Origin of the sequence: Pseudomonas sp. FYR_5 (assembly GCF_043106315.1) — a bacterium.
GTDB lineage: Bacteria > Pseudomonadota > Gammaproteobacteria > Pseudomonadales > Pseudomonadaceae > Aquipseudomonas > Aquipseudomonas putida_Y.
Map to the genome: position 1 here is coordinate 51,017 of NZ_JBICMK010000020.1, position 17,972 is coordinate 68,988.

Sequence of the window (17,972 nt, forward strand, 5' to 3'; positions counted from 1 at the left end):
CCACAGGCAAACCACAAACCCCGACCAACACATTGGCAACGTGAAATTTAACTGCTAACTTTTCATGAAAATAAACATAATAATTTTCACGGAAGCCCGGCATGTTCAAACAATCCGCCCAGCACGTCGCCAGTTACTACGCCCAGACCTACCCCGCCAACATCCCGTTACGCCCTACCCTGCAAGGCCCCCACGACACCGACGTACTGATCATCGGTGCCGGTTTCAGCGGCCTGCATACTGCCCTGCGCCTGACCCAGGCCGGCAAACGCGTAACACTGCTGGAAGCCAGCCGGGTTGCCTGGGCGGCCTCCGGTCGCAACGGTGGCCAGGCGCTGTTGGGCTGGTCGTGCGACATGTCGCCGCTGGAGCAGGCCCTTGGCATCGAACGTACCCAACGGCTGTGGGCCAGCATGTGCTGGGCCGCCGACGAGATGCGCGAGCTGCCCCAACGCCACGGTTTCGACATCGACTACCGGCAGGGCAGCCTGTGGACTGCAGTATTGCCACGCCGGGTGAAAATGCTCGAAGAGGCGCTGCATGATGCCGAGCATAAATGGGGTTACGACGCCCTGCGCCTGATCGGCCGTGACGAGTTGCCGCAATGGATCGACAGCCCGCGCTACCAGGCCGCGCTGTACGATGCCAAAGGCGCCCACCTCAACCCACTGAAACTGGCGCAGGGCCTGGCCAGTACCATCGAGGCTGCTGGCGGGCGAATCTACGAACAGAGCCAGGTGCTCAGCTACCAGCAGGCTCGCGACGGCTATGTCGCCCGCACCGACCGTGGCGAAGTTCGCTGCCAGGTGTTGGTGCTGGCCTGCAACGCCTACATCGACCGCCTTGACCGCGGCCTGTCGCGCCGCCTGTTGCCCGTCGGTTCCTACCAGGTAGCCACTGCGCCTCTGGATGCCGACTTCGCCCATTCGTTACTACCTCGCAACAGTTGCGTGATCGACAACCAGTTCGTACCCGACTACTTCCGCCTGACCCCGGACCACCGCCTGCTGTTCGGCGGTGGCTGCACTTACCTGGGCGGCATTCCCAAGGACGTCGCCAGCGCCACCTGCCCGTACCTGGAGCGGGTATTCCCGCAACTGGCCGGGGTGGCCATCGACTATGCCTGGGGCGGCCACATCGATTGCAGCATCAAGCGCACCCCGGACGTCGGCCGCGAGGGCCAGCGCTACTGGCTGCAGGGTTTCTCCGGCCATGGCGTTCTGCCGACCCTGGCGGCGGCGCGTGCGGTCAGCGATGCCATTCTCGGCGATGAAGACCTGTTGGCGCTGTACCAAGGCATCGAAAACGGCCGCTTCCCCGGCGGCGACCTGCTGGCTGCGCCATTGGAAGCTGCGGCAAAGGCCTGGTACCGCATGCGCGACCGTGTCTGAAGGACATGAGTGTTGCTTGTGCGGGCCTCTTCGCGGGTGAACCCGCTCCTGCGCATTCAAAATCCATGAGATCCCTGTAGGAGCGGGTTCACCCGCGAAGAGGCCCACACAGGCAACACAACTTCCTGATACCCGCCAAAATTCCTCCTATTCTCAATAGCTCCCTTCGCTTCCTGCACTCAGGAGACACGACCATGAGCTATGTAACCACGAAGGACGGCGTACAGATCTTCTACAAGGACTGGGGCCCGCGCGATGCGCCGGTGATCCACTTCCACCACGGCTGGCCGCTCAGTGCCGATGACTGGGACGCGCAGATGCTGTTCTTCCTCGCTGAAGGCTACCGGGTGGTCGCCCACGACCGGCGAGGCCATGGCCGCTCCAGCCAGGTATGGGACGGCCACGACATGGACCACTATGCCGACGATGTAGCCGCCGTGGTCGCCCACCTGGGCACCCAGGGTGCTGTGCATGTCGGCCACTCGACCGGCGGCGGCGAGGTAGTGCGCTACCTGGCCCGGTACCCTGAAGACAAGGTGGCCAAGGCCGTGCTGATCGCGGCCGTACCCCCCTTGATGGTACAAACCCCCGGCAACCCCGGTGGCCTGCCCAAGTCGGTATTCGACGGCTTCCAGGCCCAGGTTGCCAGCAACCGGGCGCAGTTCTACCGGGATGTGCCAGCAGGGCCGTTCTACGGCTACAACCGCCCAGGGGTCGAAGCCAGCGAAGGCATCATTGGCAACTGGTGGCGCCAAGGCATGATCGGCAGTGCAAAGGCCCATTACGATGGCATCGTGGCGTTTTCCCAGACCGATTTCACCGAGGACCTGAAGGGCATCAAGCAGCCGGTGCTGGTGATGCACGGCGACGATGACCAGATCGTGCCCTATGAAAACTCCGGGGTACTGTCGGCCAAGCTGCTGCCCAATGGCACGCTGAAAACCTACAAAGGCTACCCGCATGGCATGCCCACCACCCATGCCGATGTGATCAATGCGGATTTGCTGGCGTTTATCCGTAGTTGATGTTTTCGCCAGTACCGGCCCTTTCGCGGGTAAACCCGATCCGGGATTACGCCATCTTCGTAGGAGCGGGCTTGCCCGCGAAAGGGCCGGCACTGGCAACACATATAGAGTGCCTGCGTGCAACTGGCAAATATACCAGTTGCACGCATGGCTAAATTATCCGAAGGTAGCATCAATACATTACATTGCCGGCAGGCTGATCATGCAACAGAACCTAAAGCAGCACTTATTCTATAATATCGACCAGTTATCAACAGCAGTTGGCATCAACCAATCTATTACACTGTTTTCAGCCACAGGCACTCCACTCGCGGAGCGCGCTGCCGAAACGCTGATAACGGCAGTAAATGCGCAGAACTCCATAACCAACAGCATACATCGTGACCGCATTCAAAGTCTGACCTACAGCGCTTATGGGCACAGCCACATTGAGCATATCCTGGGATACACCGGGCAACGTTGTGATCGCTTCACGAAACTGTACCTCCTTGGCAACGGCCACCGTGCATATAGCCCTTATCTCATGCGCTTTTATTCGCCTGACAACCTCAGCCCTTTTGGCAAGGGGGGGCGAAATGCATATGCCTATTGCGAGGGCGACCCAACGAACAATCTGGACCCATCCGGCCAGATGCTGAGGAGAATTTTGGATTTCTTCAAGATAAAACGCGACACCTCGACGCTCTCACCGAACAATGAAAACCCGTACTACAACGATGCTGTCAAGGCTACTGAAACCTTCCCTGCACTGGCCAAATTCCCCAAGTGGTATGATAGCCCACACACCCAAGGAAAACATTTAGAGAAAGCTGCAAACCTAATCAAATACAAAGAGACGCTAGAAAATTGGGAGCCTAATAACGATGCCAGGTATCTGCTCAACGATGAGGCGCAAGCAGATAACATAACCACCATTTACATGAGGAAGATCAATAAAACCGCAAAACGCATTGAAAAAGTATATACCCCTCCAGAAGAGGCAGTCGTCATTCATAAGCTACCATCACCCCCTGCGAATTTTTCATTTCAGCCCGAACAATCGAACGTGAGGGGTCAAACCAAGTGAACTGCCAGAGGTTAAAGCGCAAGGGCAATCTCGCAAACACCTGGCACTGGCAAGCCTAACCGGTGAGTATTACCATCTCAGCCTTCAGAGCGACCTTTGCTCACCTTTTGCCTTTCTCCCTGCGCCCAAACCCCATGCCCTTCGAACTCACCGTAGAACCCCTGACCCTGCTCATCCTGGCGCTGGTCGCCTTCGTCGCCGGATTCATCGACGCCATCGCCGGTGGCGGGGGCCTGCTCACCACTCCGGCCCTGCTCACGGCCGGCATGCCACCGCACCTGGTGCTGGGCACCAACAAGCTCAGTTCCACCTTCGGCTCGGCCACCGCAAGTTTCACTTACTACAAACGCAAGCTGTTCCATCCGGCGCAGTGGCGCCCGGCATTGTTCGCCACCCTGGCCGGGGCGTTGCTCGGCGCTGTCATCGCCCACTACATGCCAGCTGAATGGCTGAACAAGATGCTGCCGGTGGTCGTCTTCGCCTGTGGCATCTACCTGTTGTTCGGCGGCACGCCCAAGGCACCGCTGGATGCCGATGCGCCAATCAAGAAGAAGTGGCAAGTGCCGCAAGGCTTCACCCTGGGCTTCTACGACGGCGTGGCCGGCCCGGGTACCGGGGCGTTCTGGACCGTCAGTACCCTGCTGCTGTACCCCATCGACCTGGTACGCGCCAGCGGCGTGGCGCGCAGCATGAACTTCGTCAGCAACATCGCGGCGCTGACGGTGTTCATCATTTCCGGGCAGGTGGACTACATCGTTGGCCTATGCATGGGCCTGTCGGTGATGGTCGGCGCCTTTTTCGGCGCACGCACGGCAATCAGCGGTGGCAGCAAGTTCATCCGCCCGGTGTTCATCACCGTGGTGCTGGCGTTGACCGTGCGCTTAGCGTGGCAACACTGGTTCGGGCAACCCTAGGCGCCTGGCTACATACAGGTCGATCAGGTACCGGGCAATGGACCGCCCGGCCGGCAGCGGCGGCAGGTCGTGGACGCTGAACCACTTGGCGTCCTCGATCTCGTCCGGCTGCATGACAATCTCGCCACCGGCGTACTCGGCATGAAAACCGAGCATCATCGAATGCGGAAACGGCCAGCACTGGCTGCCGACGTACTGGATGTTCTGCACCTCCACCGCCACTTCTTCGCGCACTTCGCGCACCAGGCAGTCTTCGGCCGATTCACCCGGTTCGGCAAAACCTGCCAAGGTGCTGTACACCCCGGTGACGAAGCGCGGCGAACGCGCCAGCAGGATTTCATCGCCGCGGGTCACCAGCACGATCATGCTGGGTGAAATGCGCGGATAGCTGCGCAGGTCGCAGGGCTGGCAGTACATCGCCCGCTCCCAGCGAATTTGCGTCATCGCCTGGCCGCAACTGCCGCAGAAGCGATGCTCGCGGGCCCAGGTGCCGATTTGTGCGGCATAGCCCAGCACCTTGTAGGTGTCGAAGTCGCCTTCGAGCATGAACGCACGCAGGCCGCGCCAGCTGCAGCCGGGCACATCGGTGGCGCTGCGCAGTTCCAGCAAAAATACCGGCTGGCCGTCAAAGTGGCCGATGCCGTGTTCGCACAGCACGTCGAGGTCCTGGCGCTTGAGCCAGTCGCGGGGGAACAGCGCGCCGTTGGCGTCCACCAGAAACCCTTCAGGGCTGCGGGCCACGGCCAGCCCCCCGATCATCTGTGGGTCGAGTACTGCGGTAGTCCAGCGTGCTGACATCTCGGGGGTTCCTTTACTGCGCGTCCCCCGGCCCGATCAGTCGGCGAACGTCGGTTTCTGTTTGCTCATGTGCGCCGCCACAGCCACGCGCAGGTCTTCGGACTGCAGCATTGCGGCGTTCCAGGTGGCAATGTAGTCCAGGCCATCGTCGATACGATGGTCACGCATGTAGCTGAGCATTTCCTTGGTGCCGGCCACAGCGATCGGCGATTTTGCGGCAATTTCGCGGGCGATGGCAAAGACGCCGTCCATCAGTGCGGCCTGATCATCATAGACTCGGTTGACCAGGCCGATACGCAGCGCCTCGTCCGCCTCGACATTGCGGCCGGTAAATGCCAGCTCACGCATGATGCCGTCGCCGATGATGCGTGGCAAACGTTGCAATGTGCCGACATCGGCAGCCATGCCCATGTCGATCTCCTTGATCGAGAACTGCGCGTCACTGCTGCAGTAGCGCATGTCGCACGCCGAGATGAGGTCGATGGCGCCGCCGATGCAATAGCCCTGAACCGCCGCCAGTACCGGCTTGCGGCACGTGTCTACAGCGGTGAACGAGGCCTGCAGCCGCTGGATGGTCTTGCGCAGGAAGCGTGCATTGCGGCCCACGTCCTTGCCCATCTGGCCGGCCAGCGAAGCCAGCATCATCAGGTCGATACCGGCGGAGAAATGCTTGCCGGCACCGCTGATCACCACAGCACGCACGGCATCGGTGTCATCGATCCACTGGAAGATGTCGATGATCTCTTCCCAGAAAGCCGCGTTCATCGCGTTGACCTTCTCCGGGCGATTGATCTGAACGTGGGCGATGCTGTCGGTCAGTTCGACCTTGAATGCACTGTACTCGGTCACGGGCTGCACTCCTGTGGGTGAAAGGCTCATGGCAGCGATGGTAACCCAGCCCAATGACCGTACTTGTGCCAAAAACGGGACTGTGCGCCTTGCCTAAGACGCGCAGATCCGGCACCGTGCGCCATCGCTGAATTATAAGGATACATATTTATGTCACGCCCCCTGACCGGCGCAATCGCCCACGGTTTTCTGGGCAAGTCGCCGATTTGGTACAAGGTGGTCATCTGCCTGTTTCTGGTGCTCAACCCGCTGTTGTTGGTAACCATTGGCCCGGTTGCGACCGGCTGGGCACTGGTGCTCGAATTCATCTTCACCTTGGCTATGGCCCTGAAGTGCTACCCGTTGATGCCCGGTGGCTTGTTGCTGATCGAAGCCATGCTGTTGCAGATGACCACGCCCCAGGCGCTGTACGAGGAACTGCAGCACAACTTCCCGGTCATCCTGCTGCTGATGTTCATGGTCGCCGGCATCCACTTCATGAAGGAACTGCTGCTGTTCCTGTTCTCACGCATTTTGCTTGGGGTGCGCTCAAAAGCCATTCTGTCGTTGCTGTTTTGCGTGCTGTCGGCGTTCCTTTCCGCGTTTCTCGATGCACTCACCGTCACGGCGGTGATCATCAGCGCTGCGGTCGGCTTCTACGCGGTGTACCACCGCGTCGCGTCCGGGGCCAATCCGCGCGAGGAGAGCGCACTGGAGAGCGACCAGCAAGTCGCTCACCTGCACCGTGAAGACCTCGACCAGTTCCGCGCCTTCCTGCGCAGCCTGCTGATGCATGGCGCTGTGGGTACCGCCCTGGGCGGCGTTTGCACGTTGGTGGGCGAACCGCAGAACCTGCTGATCGGCCACGAGATGAGTTGGCACTTCGTCGATTTCTTCTTCAAGGTGGCGCCCGTATCGCTGCCAGTGCTGGGTGCCGGTCTGGTGACCTGCGTACTGCTGGAAAAGGTGCGCCTTTTCGGCTACGGCACGTTGATGCCCGAACCGGTGCGCCAGGTGCTGACCGCCTATGCGGTCGAAGACGATGCCGCGCGTACCCAGGCCCAGCGCATCGCGCTGTGGGTACAAGGGCTCGCTGCATTGATCCTGATCATCTGCCTGGGGCTGCATGTGGCCGAGGTCGGCCTGATCGGTCTGATGGTGATCGTACTGATCACGGCCTTCACTGGCATCACCGACGAGCACCGCCTGGGCCGTGCCTTCCAGGAGGCCCTGCCATTCACGTCGCTGTTGGTGGTGTTCTTCGCCGTGGTCGCGATGATTCATCAGCAGCAACTGTTCAACCCATTGATCAACTGGGTGCTGACGCTGCCGGCCGAACAGCAACCGGGCATGCTGTATCTGGCCAACGGCTTGCTGTCGGCGATCAGCGACAATGTGTTCGTTGCCACCATCTACATCACCGAAGTGAAGCAGGCATTTCTCGATGGCAGCATGAGCCGCGAGCATTTCGAAACACTGGCAGTGGCCATCAACACCGGCACCAACCTGCCAAGCGTGGCGACGCCGAACGGGCAGGCGGCGTTCCTGTTCCTGCTGACCTCGGCCATTGCGCCGCTGATCCGGCTGTCGTATGGGCGGATGGTGTGGATGGCGCTGCCCTATACCGTGGTGATGGGCGGGTTGGGTTGGTGGGCGGTGACGTACTGGCTGTGAGGCAGGCCTGTGCGGACCCGTGCGGGCCCTTTCGCGGGTAAACCCGCTCCTGCACGGGTTTCACCGCAGGCAAAACCACCTACAACTTTTTCCCCACACAGGCGTCGAAACTCAGGTACGCCCCATCCGCTCCAAGGAGGTCACCCATGGTGCTGCGCACTACACTGCTGTTTTCCTGCATGACCCTGGCCCTGCTCGGCTGCGCCGGCAACGATCACCCGGCACCGCCGCGTACCCAGCAAGTGGACCTGCAACGCTATCAGGGTACCTGGTACGAACTGGCGCGGCTGCCGATGTTCTTCCAGCGCAACTGTGTGAAGTCCGAGGCGCGCTACGGCTTGCGCGAGGACGGCCGTATCGATGTAACCAACCGCTGCCAGGAAAAGGACGGCCAGTGGAATGAAGCCAAGGGTATTGCCGAGCTCCAGCAGCCAGGCAGCACCGACAAGCTGTGGGTGCGCTTCGACAACTGGTTCAGCCGCCTGGCACCGGGCCTGACCAAGGGCGAGTACTGGGTGCTGTACCACGACAAGGACTACCGCGTGGCACTGGTCGGCCACCCCAACCGGGAGTACCTGTGGCTGCTTTCGCGCACGCCAGCAGTCACCGACCAGCAGCGCGAGCAACTGCTGACAATCGCCCGGGAGCAAGGTTATGACACCAGCAAGCTCATCTGGCGACAGGGTAACTAGCAGGCCGTCGACGGCGGGCGGCAATCCGGCTAAGGTGTGCGCCCCGTATCACCTTGGCCGCTTCTGGCCTGAAACAGGAGCCTGAGCATGGACCTGCTGTTCCTCGGCACCTCCGCCGGGGTGCCCACCAAGGCACGCAATGTCAGCGCCACTGCCGTGATCGAAGCCAGTGGCAGCCACTGGTATCTGGTCGATTGTGGCGAAGGCACCCAGCACCGGCTGCTACACACCCCGCTTTCGATCCGCGACCTGCGCGCGATCTTCATCACCCACGTGCATGGTGACCATTGCTTCGGCCTGCCCGGCCTGTTGGCCAGCGCGGGCATGAGCGGGCGCACCCAGCCGCTGGAAGTGATCCTGCCCGCCGCACTGCACGACTGGGTACGCCAGGGCCTGCTTGCCAGCGATACCTTCCTGCCGTTCGAGCTGCGCCTGCTGCCCGTGGAAACGTTGAGCACATGGCGCAGCGAGACCCTGCAGGTAACCACCGTGCAACTGTCGCACCGGGTGCCCAGCGTGGGTTTCGTATTCACCGAAACCAACCCTGAGCCACGCCTGGACATCCAGCGCCTGGACGCCGAGGGCATACCGCGTGGTCCGCTGTGGGGTGAGCTGGCCAAGGGGTTGACCGTGAAGTACAACCGGCAACTACTGAACGGCAACGACTACCTGCGGCCTTCGCGTCCGCCACAGCGGGTGATCGTGTGCGGGGACAACGACAAACCAGAACTGCTGGCAGCCGTCGCCAGGGGTGCGGATGTACTGGTGCACGAAGCCACCTTCACCCAGGCGGTGGTCGAACGCACCGGGGGCACGTTCGGCCACAGCACCGCCGCTGAAGTGGCACGCTTTGCCGAGGCCGCTGGCGTGCGCAACCTGGTACTGACGCATTTCAGCGCCCGCTACCAGAACGACCCACGGCGCAGCCCGCACATCGACAACCTGCGCGACGAGGCCCTCGCCCATTACAGCGGGCAGTTGACCCTGGCGCAGGACCTGCAGCGCTATCACCTTGGCCGTAACGGCCGTCTTGAGGCCAGTGGTTAGGCCGCCAGTCGCCCGCTGGCAATTGCCTCCGACGCCGCCAGCATCGCCCGCAGCAACACCGCGCAGCCCGCCGCCAGGTCATCAGGCGTGGCGTTCTCGATCTCGTTATGGCTGATGCCGTTTTCGCACGGCACGAAAATCATCCCCGCCGGCCCCAGCTCGGCCAAGAAGATCGCGTCATGCCCCGCGCCACTGACGATGTCCATGTGCGGCAGGCCCAATGCCTTGGCCGATTCGCGCACGGCGTCGACACAGCCTTTGTCGAAGTAAAGCGCCGGGAAATCGGCCGTGGGCACCAGCTCATGGCTAAGGCCATGCTTGGTACAGGTCGCCTCGATCACCCCGCGCACATCAGCAATCATCGCATTCAACCGCTCGCCCTCGAGGTGGCGGAAGTCCAGGGTCATGCGCACTTCGCCCGGGATCACGTTACGCGAGCCCGGGTACGCCTGAAGGCAGCCCACCGTGCCACACGCGTGCGGCTGGTGGGCAAGCGCCGTGCGGTTGACCGCCTCCACCACAGCGGCTGCCCCTACCAGGGCGTCCTTGCGCAGGTGCATGGGCGTAGGGCCGGCATGGGCTTCAACACCCCGCAGGGTCAGGTCGAACCACTTCTGGCCCAGGGCGCCGAGGACCACGCCGATGGTCTTGGTCTGGTCCTCAAGGATAGGCCCCTGCTCGATATGCGCCTCGAAATACGCCCCCACAGGGTGCCCCGACACTGCACGCGGACCGGCGTAACCAATGGCGTTCAACGCTTCGCCAACGCTGACACCCTGGGCATCGCGCTTGGCCAGGGTTTCTTCCAGGGTGAACTTGCTGGCGAACACCCCTGAACCCATCATGCACGGCGCAAAACGCGAACCTTCTTCGTTGGTCCACACCACCACTTCGAGCGGCGCTTCGGTTTCCACGCCCAGGTCGTTGAGGGTGCGGATCACCTCCAGCCCGGCCATCACCCCGAAGCAGCCATCGAACTTGCCGCCGGTGGGCTGGGTGTCGATATGACTGCCGGTCATCACCGGCGGCAGCTTGGGGTTACGGCCCGGGCGGCGGGCGAATATGTTGCCGACGGCGTCGATGCTGACCGAGCAACCGGCCGCCTCGCACCACTGCACGAACAGATCGCGGGCCTGGCGGTCGAGGTCGGTCAAGGCCAGGCGGCAGACGCCGCCCTTGGCGGTGGCGCCGAGCCGGGCCAGGTCCATCAGCGATTGCCACAGGCGGGTACTGTCGACGTGATGGGCGTTGGTCTTCAGGATCTCTTTGACGGGGGTCACGGGTTTCTCCTTCAGGCTTTTTTTGTTGTCTGTTCAGGACGCTTCGCGGGCATACCCGCTACCACAGGACTGCGTACCGCCATACCGCCAAGCACGTAGTACAGTGCACCGCCCAGCAACGAGCCGGTGAACCAGCCGTAGTCGTAGAACCAGCTGAAACTGCTGTTGCCAATCGCCATTACCGTCAGCCCTACCGGCAAGGCGAAGGCGGCAAAACCGGCCCAGTTCCACGCGGGATACACGTCGTCGCGGTATAGCCCGGCCAGGTCCAGCTTCTGCCGGCGGATCAGGAAGTAGTCCACCGCCATGATGCCGGCAATGGGCCCCAACAAGCTGGAATAGCCCAGCAGCCAGTTGGAATACACGCTCTCCAGGCTAAGGTCGGAGACAATCAGGCCCAGCTTCTTCAGCAGCTCATGGCCCATCAGTGCCAGGCCGATGAAGCCGGTCAGCCATATCGCGCGGCTTCGCCCAATCAGGCGTGGGGCAATGTTCTGGAAGTCATTGGTCGGCGACACGATGTTCGCCGCAGTGTTGGTCGACAGCGTGGCGATCACGATCAGCGCCATGGCCAGGGCCACCCAGAACGGGCTTTGAATCTTGCCGATCAGGCTGACCGGGTCGGACACCGTCTCGCCCACCAGCGACGCCGACGCGGCGGTCAGTACCACACCCAGCGCCGCGAACAGGAACATGGTCAGCGGCAGGCCGAAGATCTGCCCGAGAATCTGGTCCTTCTGGCTGCGGGCGTAGCGGCTGAAGTCGGGAATGTTCAGCGACAATGTGGCCCAGAAGCCGACCATGGCCGTGAGCCCCGCGCAGAAGTAACTGACCACGCTCGCCCCTTCCGGGCGCTTGGGCGGCTGTGCCAGCAGTTCGGACATCGACATATGGGGCAAGGCCCAGAACAACAGACCGACGCCCACTGCGACCAGCAGCGGTGCCGACAGCGTTTCCAGCCACTTGATCGACTCGGCGCCGCGCAGCACCACCCACAGGTTCAGGCACCAGAAGATCATGAAGCCAATCACCTCGCCTGTCCCACCCAGCGCCTTCCAGCCGTCGAACACTGAACCCAGGAACAGGTGAATGGCCAGCCCGCCGAACATGGTCTGGATACCGAACCAACCACAGGCCACCACCGCGCGGATCAGGCACGGTACGTTGGAGCCGAGAATGCCGAACGACGAACGCAGCAACACCGGAAACGGGATGCCGTACTTGGTACCGGGAAAGGCATTGAGGGTAAGCGGTATCAACACGATAACGTTGGCCAGCAAGATCGCCAGCAGCGCTTCGCCAACGCTGAGGCCGAAGTAGGCGGTGAGCACGCCGCCGAGGGTGTAGGTGGGTACGCAGATGGACATGCCCACCCACAGGGCGGTGATGTGCCATTTGTTCCAGGTACGCTGGTGCACCTTGGTCGGTGCAATGTCAGGGTTGTAGCGCGGGCTGTCGAGAACATCGCTGCCCTCGGACAGCTCGAACAGGCCATCTTGCTCGACCACTTCCGATCTGCTCTGTTGCATAGGCCCTTCTCCAGTTTTTCTTCTATTTTTCGCTCATCAGGCTGATTCGATGACCGGAGTTCGCACGCGGAATGTGCTTAGAAATCTCGACCAGATTTTCATCTTGTCAAGCCAGTCAAATAGCCTGAAAGCCCCGCCCTGCGTACGCTCACTGAATTTAACCCTTGAATATCAGCTACTTAAAAACCACAAAATTAATGGGAAAATTTTCTTGCTGAATCAAGAATCAGCATCTAGCCTCGAATCTTGTCAGGCCTGACAGGATTGACCGCCCTGCCCGCCCTGCATCCATGACAATGCAAAGAACCGGCCAAGACCGGTCAGCCTGCGAGGAAAACGGCATGTCCCTGTTGATCCGTGGCGCCACCGTGGTTACCCACGAAGAGAGTTACCCCGCCGATGTCCTGTGTGCCGATGGCCTGATCCGAGCCATCGGGCAAAACCTCGAACCACCCACCGACTGCAAGATCCTCGACGGCAGCGGCCAGTACCTGATGCCCGGCGGCATCGACCCACACACCCACATGCAGTTGCCGTTCATGGGCACCGTGGCCAGCGAGGACTTCTTCAGTGGCACCGCTGCGGGCCTGGCAGGCGGCACCACCTCTATCATCGACTTCGTCATACCCAACCCGCAGCAATCGTTGCTGGAGGCCTTCCACACCTGGCGTGGCTGGGCGCAGAAAAGCGCCAGCGACTATGGCTTCCACGTCGCCATCACCTGGTGGAGCGAGCAGGTGGCCGAAGAGATGGGCGAGCTGGTGGCCAAGCACGGGGTGAACAGCTTCAAGCATTTCATGGCCTACAAGAATGCGATCATGGCCGCCGACGATACCCTGGTGGCCAGCTTCGAGCGTTGCCTGCAACTGGGCGCGGTGCCCACCGTGCATGCCGAGAACGGCGAGCTGGTGTACCACCTGCAGAAAAAACTGCTCGCCCAGGGCATGACCGGGCCGGAAGCCCACCCGCTGTCGCGCCCCTCGCAGGTTGAAGGCGAAGCGGCCAGCCGCGCCATCCGCATTGCCGAAACCCTCGGCACGCCGTTGTACCTGGTGCACATTTCCAGCCGCGAGGCACTGGATGAAATTGCCTATGCCCGAGGCAAGGGCCAGCCGGTGTATGGGGAGGTGCTGCCCGGCCACCTGCTGCTGGATGACAGCGTCTACCGTGACCCGGACTGGGCCACCGCCGCCGGTTATGTGATGAGCCCGCCGTTCCGCCCACGCGAGCACCAGGAGGCGCTGTGGCGCGGCTTGCAGTCGGGCAACCTGCACACCACCGCCACCGACCACTGCTGCTTCTGCGCCGAGCAGAAAGCCATGGGCCGCGACGACTTCAGCCGCATCCCCAATGGCACCGCCGGCATCGAAGACCGCATGGCGGTACTGTGGGATGCCGGGGTCAACAGCGGGCGACTGTCGATGCACGAATTCGTCGCGCTGACCTCCACCAACACGGCGAAAATCTTCAACCTGTTCCCGCGCAAGGGCGCTATACGCGTGGGTGCCGATGCCGACCTGGTGCTGTGGGACCCGCAGGGCACCCGCACCATCTCTGCCCAAACCCACCACCAGCAGGTGGACTTCAACATTTTCGAAGGCCGCACCGTGCGCGGCATCCCAAGCCACACCATCAGCCAGGGCAAGGTGCTCTGGGCCGATGGCGACCTGCGCGCCGAACCGGGCGCGGGGCGGTATGTGGAACGGCCGGCGTACCCGTCGGTGTATGAAGTGCTGGGGCGCCGGGCCGAGCATCAGCGGCCGATGCCAGTTCAGCGCTGAAACCATTGGGGCTGCAGTGCAGCCCATCGCGACGCAAGGCCGCTCCCACAAGGAGCGCGATCGCCTGTGGGAGCGGCCTTGCGTCGCAATGGGCCGCGCAGCGCCCCCAGAATCCACCGCAATACCTGTCGCCTGCACCATAAAAATAGAGAGGCTACAACCGTGATCGACGCCCTGAACCATTTGCCGCGCCCCCGGGCCGGCGCCGACCAGTTGGCCGAGCGCTTCAGCGATCTGGCCCCACCCCTCACCGCGCGCCAGGCTGCCCTGGAAAGTGCACGCTGCCTGTACTGCTACGACGCCCCCTGCGTCAACGCTTGCCCTAGCGAGATTGACATCCCCTCGTTCATACACCGCATCAGTGACGAAAACCTGCAAGGCGCCGCCGAACGCATTCTTTCGGCCAACATCCTTGGCGGTAGTTGCGCCCGCGTGTGCCCCACCGAAATCCTCTGCCAGCAAGCCTGCGTGCGCAACAACGCCCAGGAATGCGCGCCGGTGCTGATCGGCCAGCTGCAGCGTTACGCCCTGGACAACGCCCAGTTCAGCGCACACCCGTTCAAGCGCTCGGCAGCCACCGGCAAGCGTATCGCCGTGGTCGGCGCCGGCCCGGCAGGGCTGTCCTGCGCGCACCGCCTGGCCATGCACGGGCATGACGTGGTGGTGTTCGAGGCCTGCGACAAAGCCGGCGGCCTCAACGAGTACGGTATCGCCCGCTACAAGCTGGTAGACGACTATGCCCAGCGGGAGGTGGATTTCTTGTTGGGCATTGGCGGTATCGAAGTCCGCCATGGCCAGCGCTTGGGTGACAACCTCAGCCTGGGCGAGCTGCGCGATCAGTACGACGCGGTGTTCCTGGGCCTCGGCCTGAATGCCGTGCGCCAGCTAGGCCTGCCCGACGAGGAAGCCCCCGGCGTGCTCGCCGCCACCGAATACATCCGTGAGCTACGCCAGGCCGATGACCTGAGCCAGCTACCGCTGGCCGACCGCTGCCTGGTGATCGGTGCTGGCAACACGGCCATCGACATGGCCGTGCAAATGAGCCGTCTGGGTGCCCGTGACGTCAACCTGGTTTACCGCCGTGGTCAGGCAGACATGGGCGCTACCGGCCACGAGCAGGACATCGCCAAGGCCAATCAGGTGCGCCTGCACACCTGGGCCCGCCCTGATACCGTGCTGCTGGATGACGCCGGCAAGGTCCGCGGCATGCGCTTTGCCCGCACCGAGTTGGCGGAAGGCCGCCTGCGCGATACCGGCGAAACCTTCGAGCTGGCTGCGGACGCCATCTTCAAGGCCATTGGCCAGCGCTTCGACGACACCAGCCTCCACGACCCGGTGGCTGCGCAACTGGCCCGCGAGGGTGAGCGCATCCGCGTTGACGAAAACCTGCAGACCAGCCTACCGGGCGTATACGCAGGCGGCGACTGCACCGCGCTGGGCCAGGACCTTACCGTGCAGGCCGTGCAACACGGCAAGCTGGCCGCCGAAGCCATCCATGCCCAACTCATGCTCAACGTGGAGGCAGCGTAAATGGCCGACTTGTCTATCGTATTTGCCGGCATCAAGGCACCCAACCCCTTCTGGCTGGCCTCCGCACCGCCAACCGACAAGGCCTACAACGTGGTCCGCGCCTTCGAGGCCGGCTGGGGTGGCGTGGTCTGGAAGACCCTGGGCGAAGACCCTGCGGCGGTCAACGTGTCGTCGCGCTACTCGGCGCACTATGGTGCCAACCGTCAGGTACAGGGGATCAACAATATCGAGTTGATCACCGACCGCTCCCTGGACATCAACCTGCGCGAAATCACCCAGGTGAAGAAAGACTGGCCCGACCGCGCATTGATCGTGTCGCTGATGGTGCCGTGCATAGAGGAGTCGTGGAAGTTCATCCTGCCGCTGGTGGAAGCCACCGGGGCCGATGGCATCGAGTTGAACTTCGGTTGCCCGCACGGTATGCCGGAACGGGGCATGGGGGCGGCCGTTGGCCAGGTACCGGAATATGTGGAAATGGTCACCCGCTGGTGCAAGACGTACTGCGCGCTGCCGGTGATCGTGAAGCTTACGCCGAACATCACCGATATCCGCCAGTCGGCCCGCGCCGCGCACCGGGGCGGGGCCGATGCCGTGTCGTTGATCAATACCATCAACTCCATCACCAGCGTCGACCTGGACCGCATGGTGGCCCACCCGATTGTCGGAGACCAGAGCACCCATGGTGGTTACTGCGGTTCGGCAGTGAAGCCGATTGCCTTGAACATGGTGGCGGAAATCGCCCGCGACCCGGAAACGCGTGGCTTGCCGATTTGTGGCATTGGCGGCATCGGCAACTGGCGTGACGCCGCCGAGTTCATGGCCCTGGGCAGTGGCGCCGTGCAGGTGTGCACGGCAGCGATGCTGCATGGCTTCCGTATCGTCGAGGACATGCAGGACGGCCTGGCACGCTGGATGGACCAGCATGGGCACCCCAACATCGAGGCGTTCCGCGGGCAGGCGGTGGGCCATACCACCGACTGGAAATACCTGGACATCAACTACAAGTCGGTGGCGCACATTGACCAGGAGGCGTGCATCGGCTGCGGGCGCTGCCACATTGCGTGTGAGGACACCTCGCACCAGGCGATTGCCAGCACGCTGAAGGCTGACGGCACGCATGCCTACAGTGTGATCGAAGAGGAATGCGTGGGCTGCAACCTGTGCCAGATCACCTGCCCGGTGGAAAACTGCATCGAAATGGAGGCACAGGATACCGGCAAGCCGTACCTGAACTGGACGCAGGATCCGCGTAACCCGTACCGCGAGGCCAGTTGAAGCAATGGGGGCTGCCATGCAGCCCTTCGCGGGCTTGCCCGCTCCCACAGGACTGCGCCATTTCTGAGGACAGCGCAGAACCTGTGGGAGCGGGCAAGCCCGCGAATGCCGCGCAGCGGCCTCCATCGCCGGTTCACGGCGCCAGCCCTATCCCCCGCAAGATCACGCTGGTCACCGTCTGCACGGCACTCTCGAACGCCATGTCCGACAGCATCTCGCCGCCGTTCAGCAACTGCACCTGGTAACCGAAGTCGGCGTAATGCTGGGTCGAGGCCCAGATCATGTACAGCAGCGCCGACGGCTCCACCGGCAGGATGCGCCCCTCTTCCACCCAGCTGCGGATCTTGGCTTCTTTCATCTTCGCCCAAGGCACCAGGCTTTCGTCGAGGTTAACCCCCAGCACCGGCGCGCCGTGCAGCATCTCTTCGGCCCAGATTTTCGAGCCCAGCGGCCGCGAGCGCGAATGGCCCATCTTCGCCCGGATGTAGCTGGTCAGCACCACACGCGGATCGTCGAAGTTCTCGAAGCACAGGGCGTCCTGCTTCCACACATCCAGCAGGTCCTGCAGCACCGCGCGGAACAGCTCGTCCTTGGTGCTGAAGTAATAATGCAGGTTGGAGCGTGGCAACTCAGCCTGCTCTGCGATATCCCCCATCGAGGTGGCGCCATAGCCCTTCTCGGCAAACACCTTTTCCGCCGCTTGCAGGATTTTTTCGATATTGCGTCGGCGGATTTCGATCTTGTGATTGGCCATCAGGCTTGGGCCGTCCACACCGCCAGTTCATAACCGTCCGGGTCAATGAAATGAAAACGCCGCCCGCCGGGAAAGGCAAAGGTCGCCCGGCTGATTTTCGCCCCGGCGGCTTCGATCCGCTGCTGCGTGGCCTCCAGGTCGTCGGCGTACAAGATGACCAGCGGCCCACCCGGACGCACCGGCTCACCCGTGGTGAAGCCACCCGTCAACCGGCCGTCACTGAACTCGGTGTAGGTCGGCCCGTAGTCGGTGAATGCCCAACCAAACACGCTGCCATAGAAGGCCTTGCTCCGTGAAATGTCGCTGACATTGAACTCGATGTTGTCGATTTGCCGGTCAGTACCGCGAATGCCCATGTGTGCTCCGTGCCGAAGGGTGTTTGGCCTAG

At 62.4% G+C, this 17,972-nt stretch carries 16 protein-coding genes; 10 read left to right on the forward strand and 6 right to left on the reverse strand.

The window, feature by feature from the left end; genetic code table 11:
* Positions 1-101: 101 nt before the first annotated feature.
* The 4 genes from ACF8RA_RS02185 (at position 102) to ACF8RA_RS02200 (ending at position 4,396) form a co-directional block, all read left to right on the forward strand.
* Positions 102-1,391: an NAD(P)/FAD-dependent oxidoreductase gene (locus tag ACF8RA_RS02185; protein ID WP_392518736.1), complete on the forward strand. Its 1,290-nt coding sequence runs from the start codon at positions 102-104 to the stop codon at positions 1,389-1,391.
* A gap of 194 nt (positions 1,392-1,585) precedes the next feature.
* Positions 1,586-2,416, forward strand: a complete 831-nt coding sequence (locus ACF8RA_RS02190) for an alpha/beta fold hydrolase (protein WP_392518738.1) — start codon at positions 1,586-1,588, stop codon at positions 2,414-2,416.
* Between the two features lie 202 nt (positions 2,417-2,618).
* Complete coding sequence (locus tag ACF8RA_RS02195; protein WP_176682266.1) at positions 2,619-3,482, forward strand: RHS repeat-associated core domain-containing protein; 864 nt, start codon at positions 2,619-2,621, stop codon at positions 3,480-3,482.
* A gap of 134 nt (positions 3,483-3,616) precedes the next feature.
* Positions 3,617-4,396 carry a TSUP family transporter gene (locus tag ACF8RA_RS02200; RefSeq protein ID WP_176682265.1) on the forward strand — a complete coding sequence of 260 codons (780 nt, stop codon included), beginning with the start codon at positions 3,617-3,619 and terminating at the stop codon, positions 4,394-4,396.
* Here the strand turns inward: ACF8RA_RS02200 and nudC are convergent.
* Positions 4,364-5,194 (reverse strand): NAD(+) diphosphatase, encoded by an 831-nt coding sequence (nudC, locus tag ACF8RA_RS02205; protein WP_176682264.1) that lies wholly within the window; start codon positions 5,192-5,194, stop codon positions 4,364-4,366. The two genes, ACF8RA_RS02200 and nudC, sit on opposite strands and share 33 nt — an antisense overlap.
* Positions 5,195-5,230: 36 nt before the next feature.
* Positions 5,231-6,043, reverse strand: a complete 813-nt coding sequence (locus ACF8RA_RS02210; protein ID WP_339535134.1) for a crotonase/enoyl-CoA hydratase family protein — start codon at positions 6,041-6,043, stop codon at positions 5,231-5,233.
* Between the two features lie 150 nt (positions 6,044-6,193).
* On the opposite strand from ACF8RA_RS02210, the gene nhaB reads away from it, so the two are divergent.
* The 3 genes from nhaB (at position 6,194) to ACF8RA_RS02225 (ending at position 9,435) form a co-directional block, all read left to right on the forward strand.
* A complete protein-coding gene (nhaB, locus tag ACF8RA_RS02215) occupies positions 6,194-7,696 on the forward strand; it encodes a sodium/proton antiporter NhaB (protein ID WP_176682262.1) in 1,503 nt (500 codons plus the stop codon).
* Positions 7,697-7,842: 146 nt separating this feature from the next.
* Positions 7,843-8,388, forward strand: a complete 546-nt coding sequence (locus tag ACF8RA_RS02220) for a lipocalin family protein (protein ID WP_176682261.1) — start codon at positions 7,843-7,845, stop codon at positions 8,386-8,388.
* A gap of 87 nt (positions 8,389-8,475) precedes the next feature.
* A complete protein-coding gene (locus tag ACF8RA_RS02225) occupies positions 8,476-9,435 on the forward strand; it encodes a ribonuclease Z (RefSeq protein ID WP_176682260.1) in 960 nt (319 codons plus the stop codon).
* On the opposite strand, the gene ACF8RA_RS02230 is transcribed toward ACF8RA_RS02225, so the two are convergent.
* Positions 9,432-10,715, reverse strand: a complete 1,284-nt coding sequence (locus ACF8RA_RS02230) for a Zn-dependent hydrolase (RefSeq protein ID WP_392514343.1) — start codon at positions 10,713-10,715, stop codon at positions 9,432-9,434. The genes ACF8RA_RS02225 and ACF8RA_RS02230 overlap by 4 nt on opposite strands.
* An 11-nt stretch (positions 10,716-10,726) precedes the next feature.
* Positions 10,727-12,244, reverse strand: a complete 1,518-nt coding sequence (locus tag ACF8RA_RS02235) for an NCS1 family nucleobase:cation symporter-1 (protein ID WP_392514344.1) — start codon at positions 12,242-12,244, stop codon at positions 10,727-10,729.
* A gap of 341 nt (positions 12,245-12,585) precedes the next feature.
* Here ACF8RA_RS02235 and hydA point away from each other — a divergent pair, with 341 nt between their 5' ends.
* The 3 genes from hydA (at position 12,586) to preA (ending at position 16,830) form a co-directional block, all read left to right on the forward strand.
* The gene (gene hydA / locus ACF8RA_RS02240) at positions 12,586-14,025 is read left to right on the forward strand and encodes a dihydropyrimidinase (protein ID WP_176682257.1); all 1,440 of its coding nucleotides are present in this window, start codon (positions 12,586-12,588) and stop codon (positions 14,023-14,025) included.
* Positions 14,026-14,187: 162 nt separating this feature from the next.
* The gene (locus ACF8RA_RS02245; RefSeq protein ID WP_176682256.1) at positions 14,188-15,555 is read left to right on the forward strand and encodes an NAD(P)-dependent oxidoreductase; all 1,368 of its coding nucleotides are present in this window, start codon (positions 14,188-14,190) and stop codon (positions 15,553-15,555) included.
* Complete coding sequence (gene preA / locus ACF8RA_RS02250; RefSeq protein WP_176682255.1) at positions 15,556-16,830, forward strand: NAD-dependent dihydropyrimidine dehydrogenase subunit PreA; 1,275 nt, start codon at positions 15,556-15,558, stop codon at positions 16,828-16,830.
* Between the two features lie 133 nt (positions 16,831-16,963).
* Here the strand turns inward: preA and ACF8RA_RS02255 are convergent, their stop codons facing one another.
* A complete protein-coding gene (locus ACF8RA_RS02255) occupies positions 16,964-17,584 on the reverse strand; it encodes a TetR/AcrR family transcriptional regulator (protein WP_176682254.1) in 621 nt (206 codons plus the stop codon).
* Positions 17,584-17,940 carry a VOC family protein gene (locus ACF8RA_RS02260; RefSeq protein WP_003251273.1) on the reverse strand — a complete coding sequence of 119 codons (357 nt, stop codon included), beginning with the start codon at positions 17,938-17,940 and terminating at the stop codon, positions 17,584-17,586. Before ACF8RA_RS02260 ends, ACF8RA_RS02255 begins: the two co-directional genes overlap by 1 nt.
* Positions 17,941-17,972: the final 32 nt, after the last annotated feature.

What these genes read in the sequence shown, in the direction of transcription:
- ACF8RA_RS02235 (WP_392514344.1), bottom strand. Translation starts at nt 12,244, where the DNA reads ATGCAACAGAGCAGATCGGAAGTGGTCGAGCAAGATGGCCTGTTCGAG.
- preA (WP_176682255.1), top strand. Translation starts at nt 15,556, where the DNA reads ATGGCCGACTTGTCTATCGTATTTGCCGGCATCAAGGCACCCAACCCC.
- hydA (WP_176682257.1), top strand. Translation starts at nt 12,586, where the DNA reads ATGTCCCTGTTGATCCGTGGCGCCACCGTGGTTACCCACGAAGAGAGT.
- ACF8RA_RS02195 (WP_176682266.1), top strand. Translation starts at nt 2,619, where the DNA reads ATGCAACAGAACCTAAAGCAGCACTTATTCTATAATATCGACCAGTTA.
- ACF8RA_RS02225 (WP_176682260.1), top strand. Translation starts at nt 8,476, where the DNA reads ATGGACCTGCTGTTCCTCGGCACCTCCGCCGGGGTGCCCACCAAGGCA.
- ACF8RA_RS02190 (WP_392518738.1), top strand. Translation starts at nt 1,586, where the DNA reads ATGAGCTATGTAACCACGAAGGACGGCGTACAGATCTTCTACAAGGAC.
- nudC (WP_176682264.1), bottom strand. Translation starts at nt 5,194, where the DNA reads ATGTCAGCACGCTGGACTACCGCAGTACTCGACCCACAGATGATCGGG.
- ACF8RA_RS02200 (WP_176682265.1), top strand. Translation starts at nt 3,617, where the DNA reads ATGCCCTTCGAACTCACCGTAGAACCCCTGACCCTGCTCATCCTGGCG.
- ACF8RA_RS02220 (WP_176682261.1), top strand. Translation starts at nt 7,843, where the DNA reads ATGGTGCTGCGCACTACACTGCTGTTTTCCTGCATGACCCTGGCCCTG.
- ACF8RA_RS02185 (WP_392518736.1), top strand. Translation starts at nt 102, where the DNA reads ATGTTCAAACAATCCGCCCAGCACGTCGCCAGTTACTACGCCCAGACC.
- ACF8RA_RS02255 (WP_176682254.1), bottom strand. Translation starts at nt 17,584, where the DNA reads ATGGCCAATCACAAGATCGAAATCCGCCGACGCAATATCGAAAAAATC.
- ACF8RA_RS02260 (WP_003251273.1), bottom strand. Translation starts at nt 17,940, where the DNA reads ATGGGCATTCGCGGTACTGACCGGCAAATCGACAACATCGAGTTCAAT.
- nhaB (WP_176682262.1), top strand. Translation starts at nt 6,194, where the DNA reads ATGTCACGCCCCCTGACCGGCGCAATCGCCCACGGTTTTCTGGGCAAG.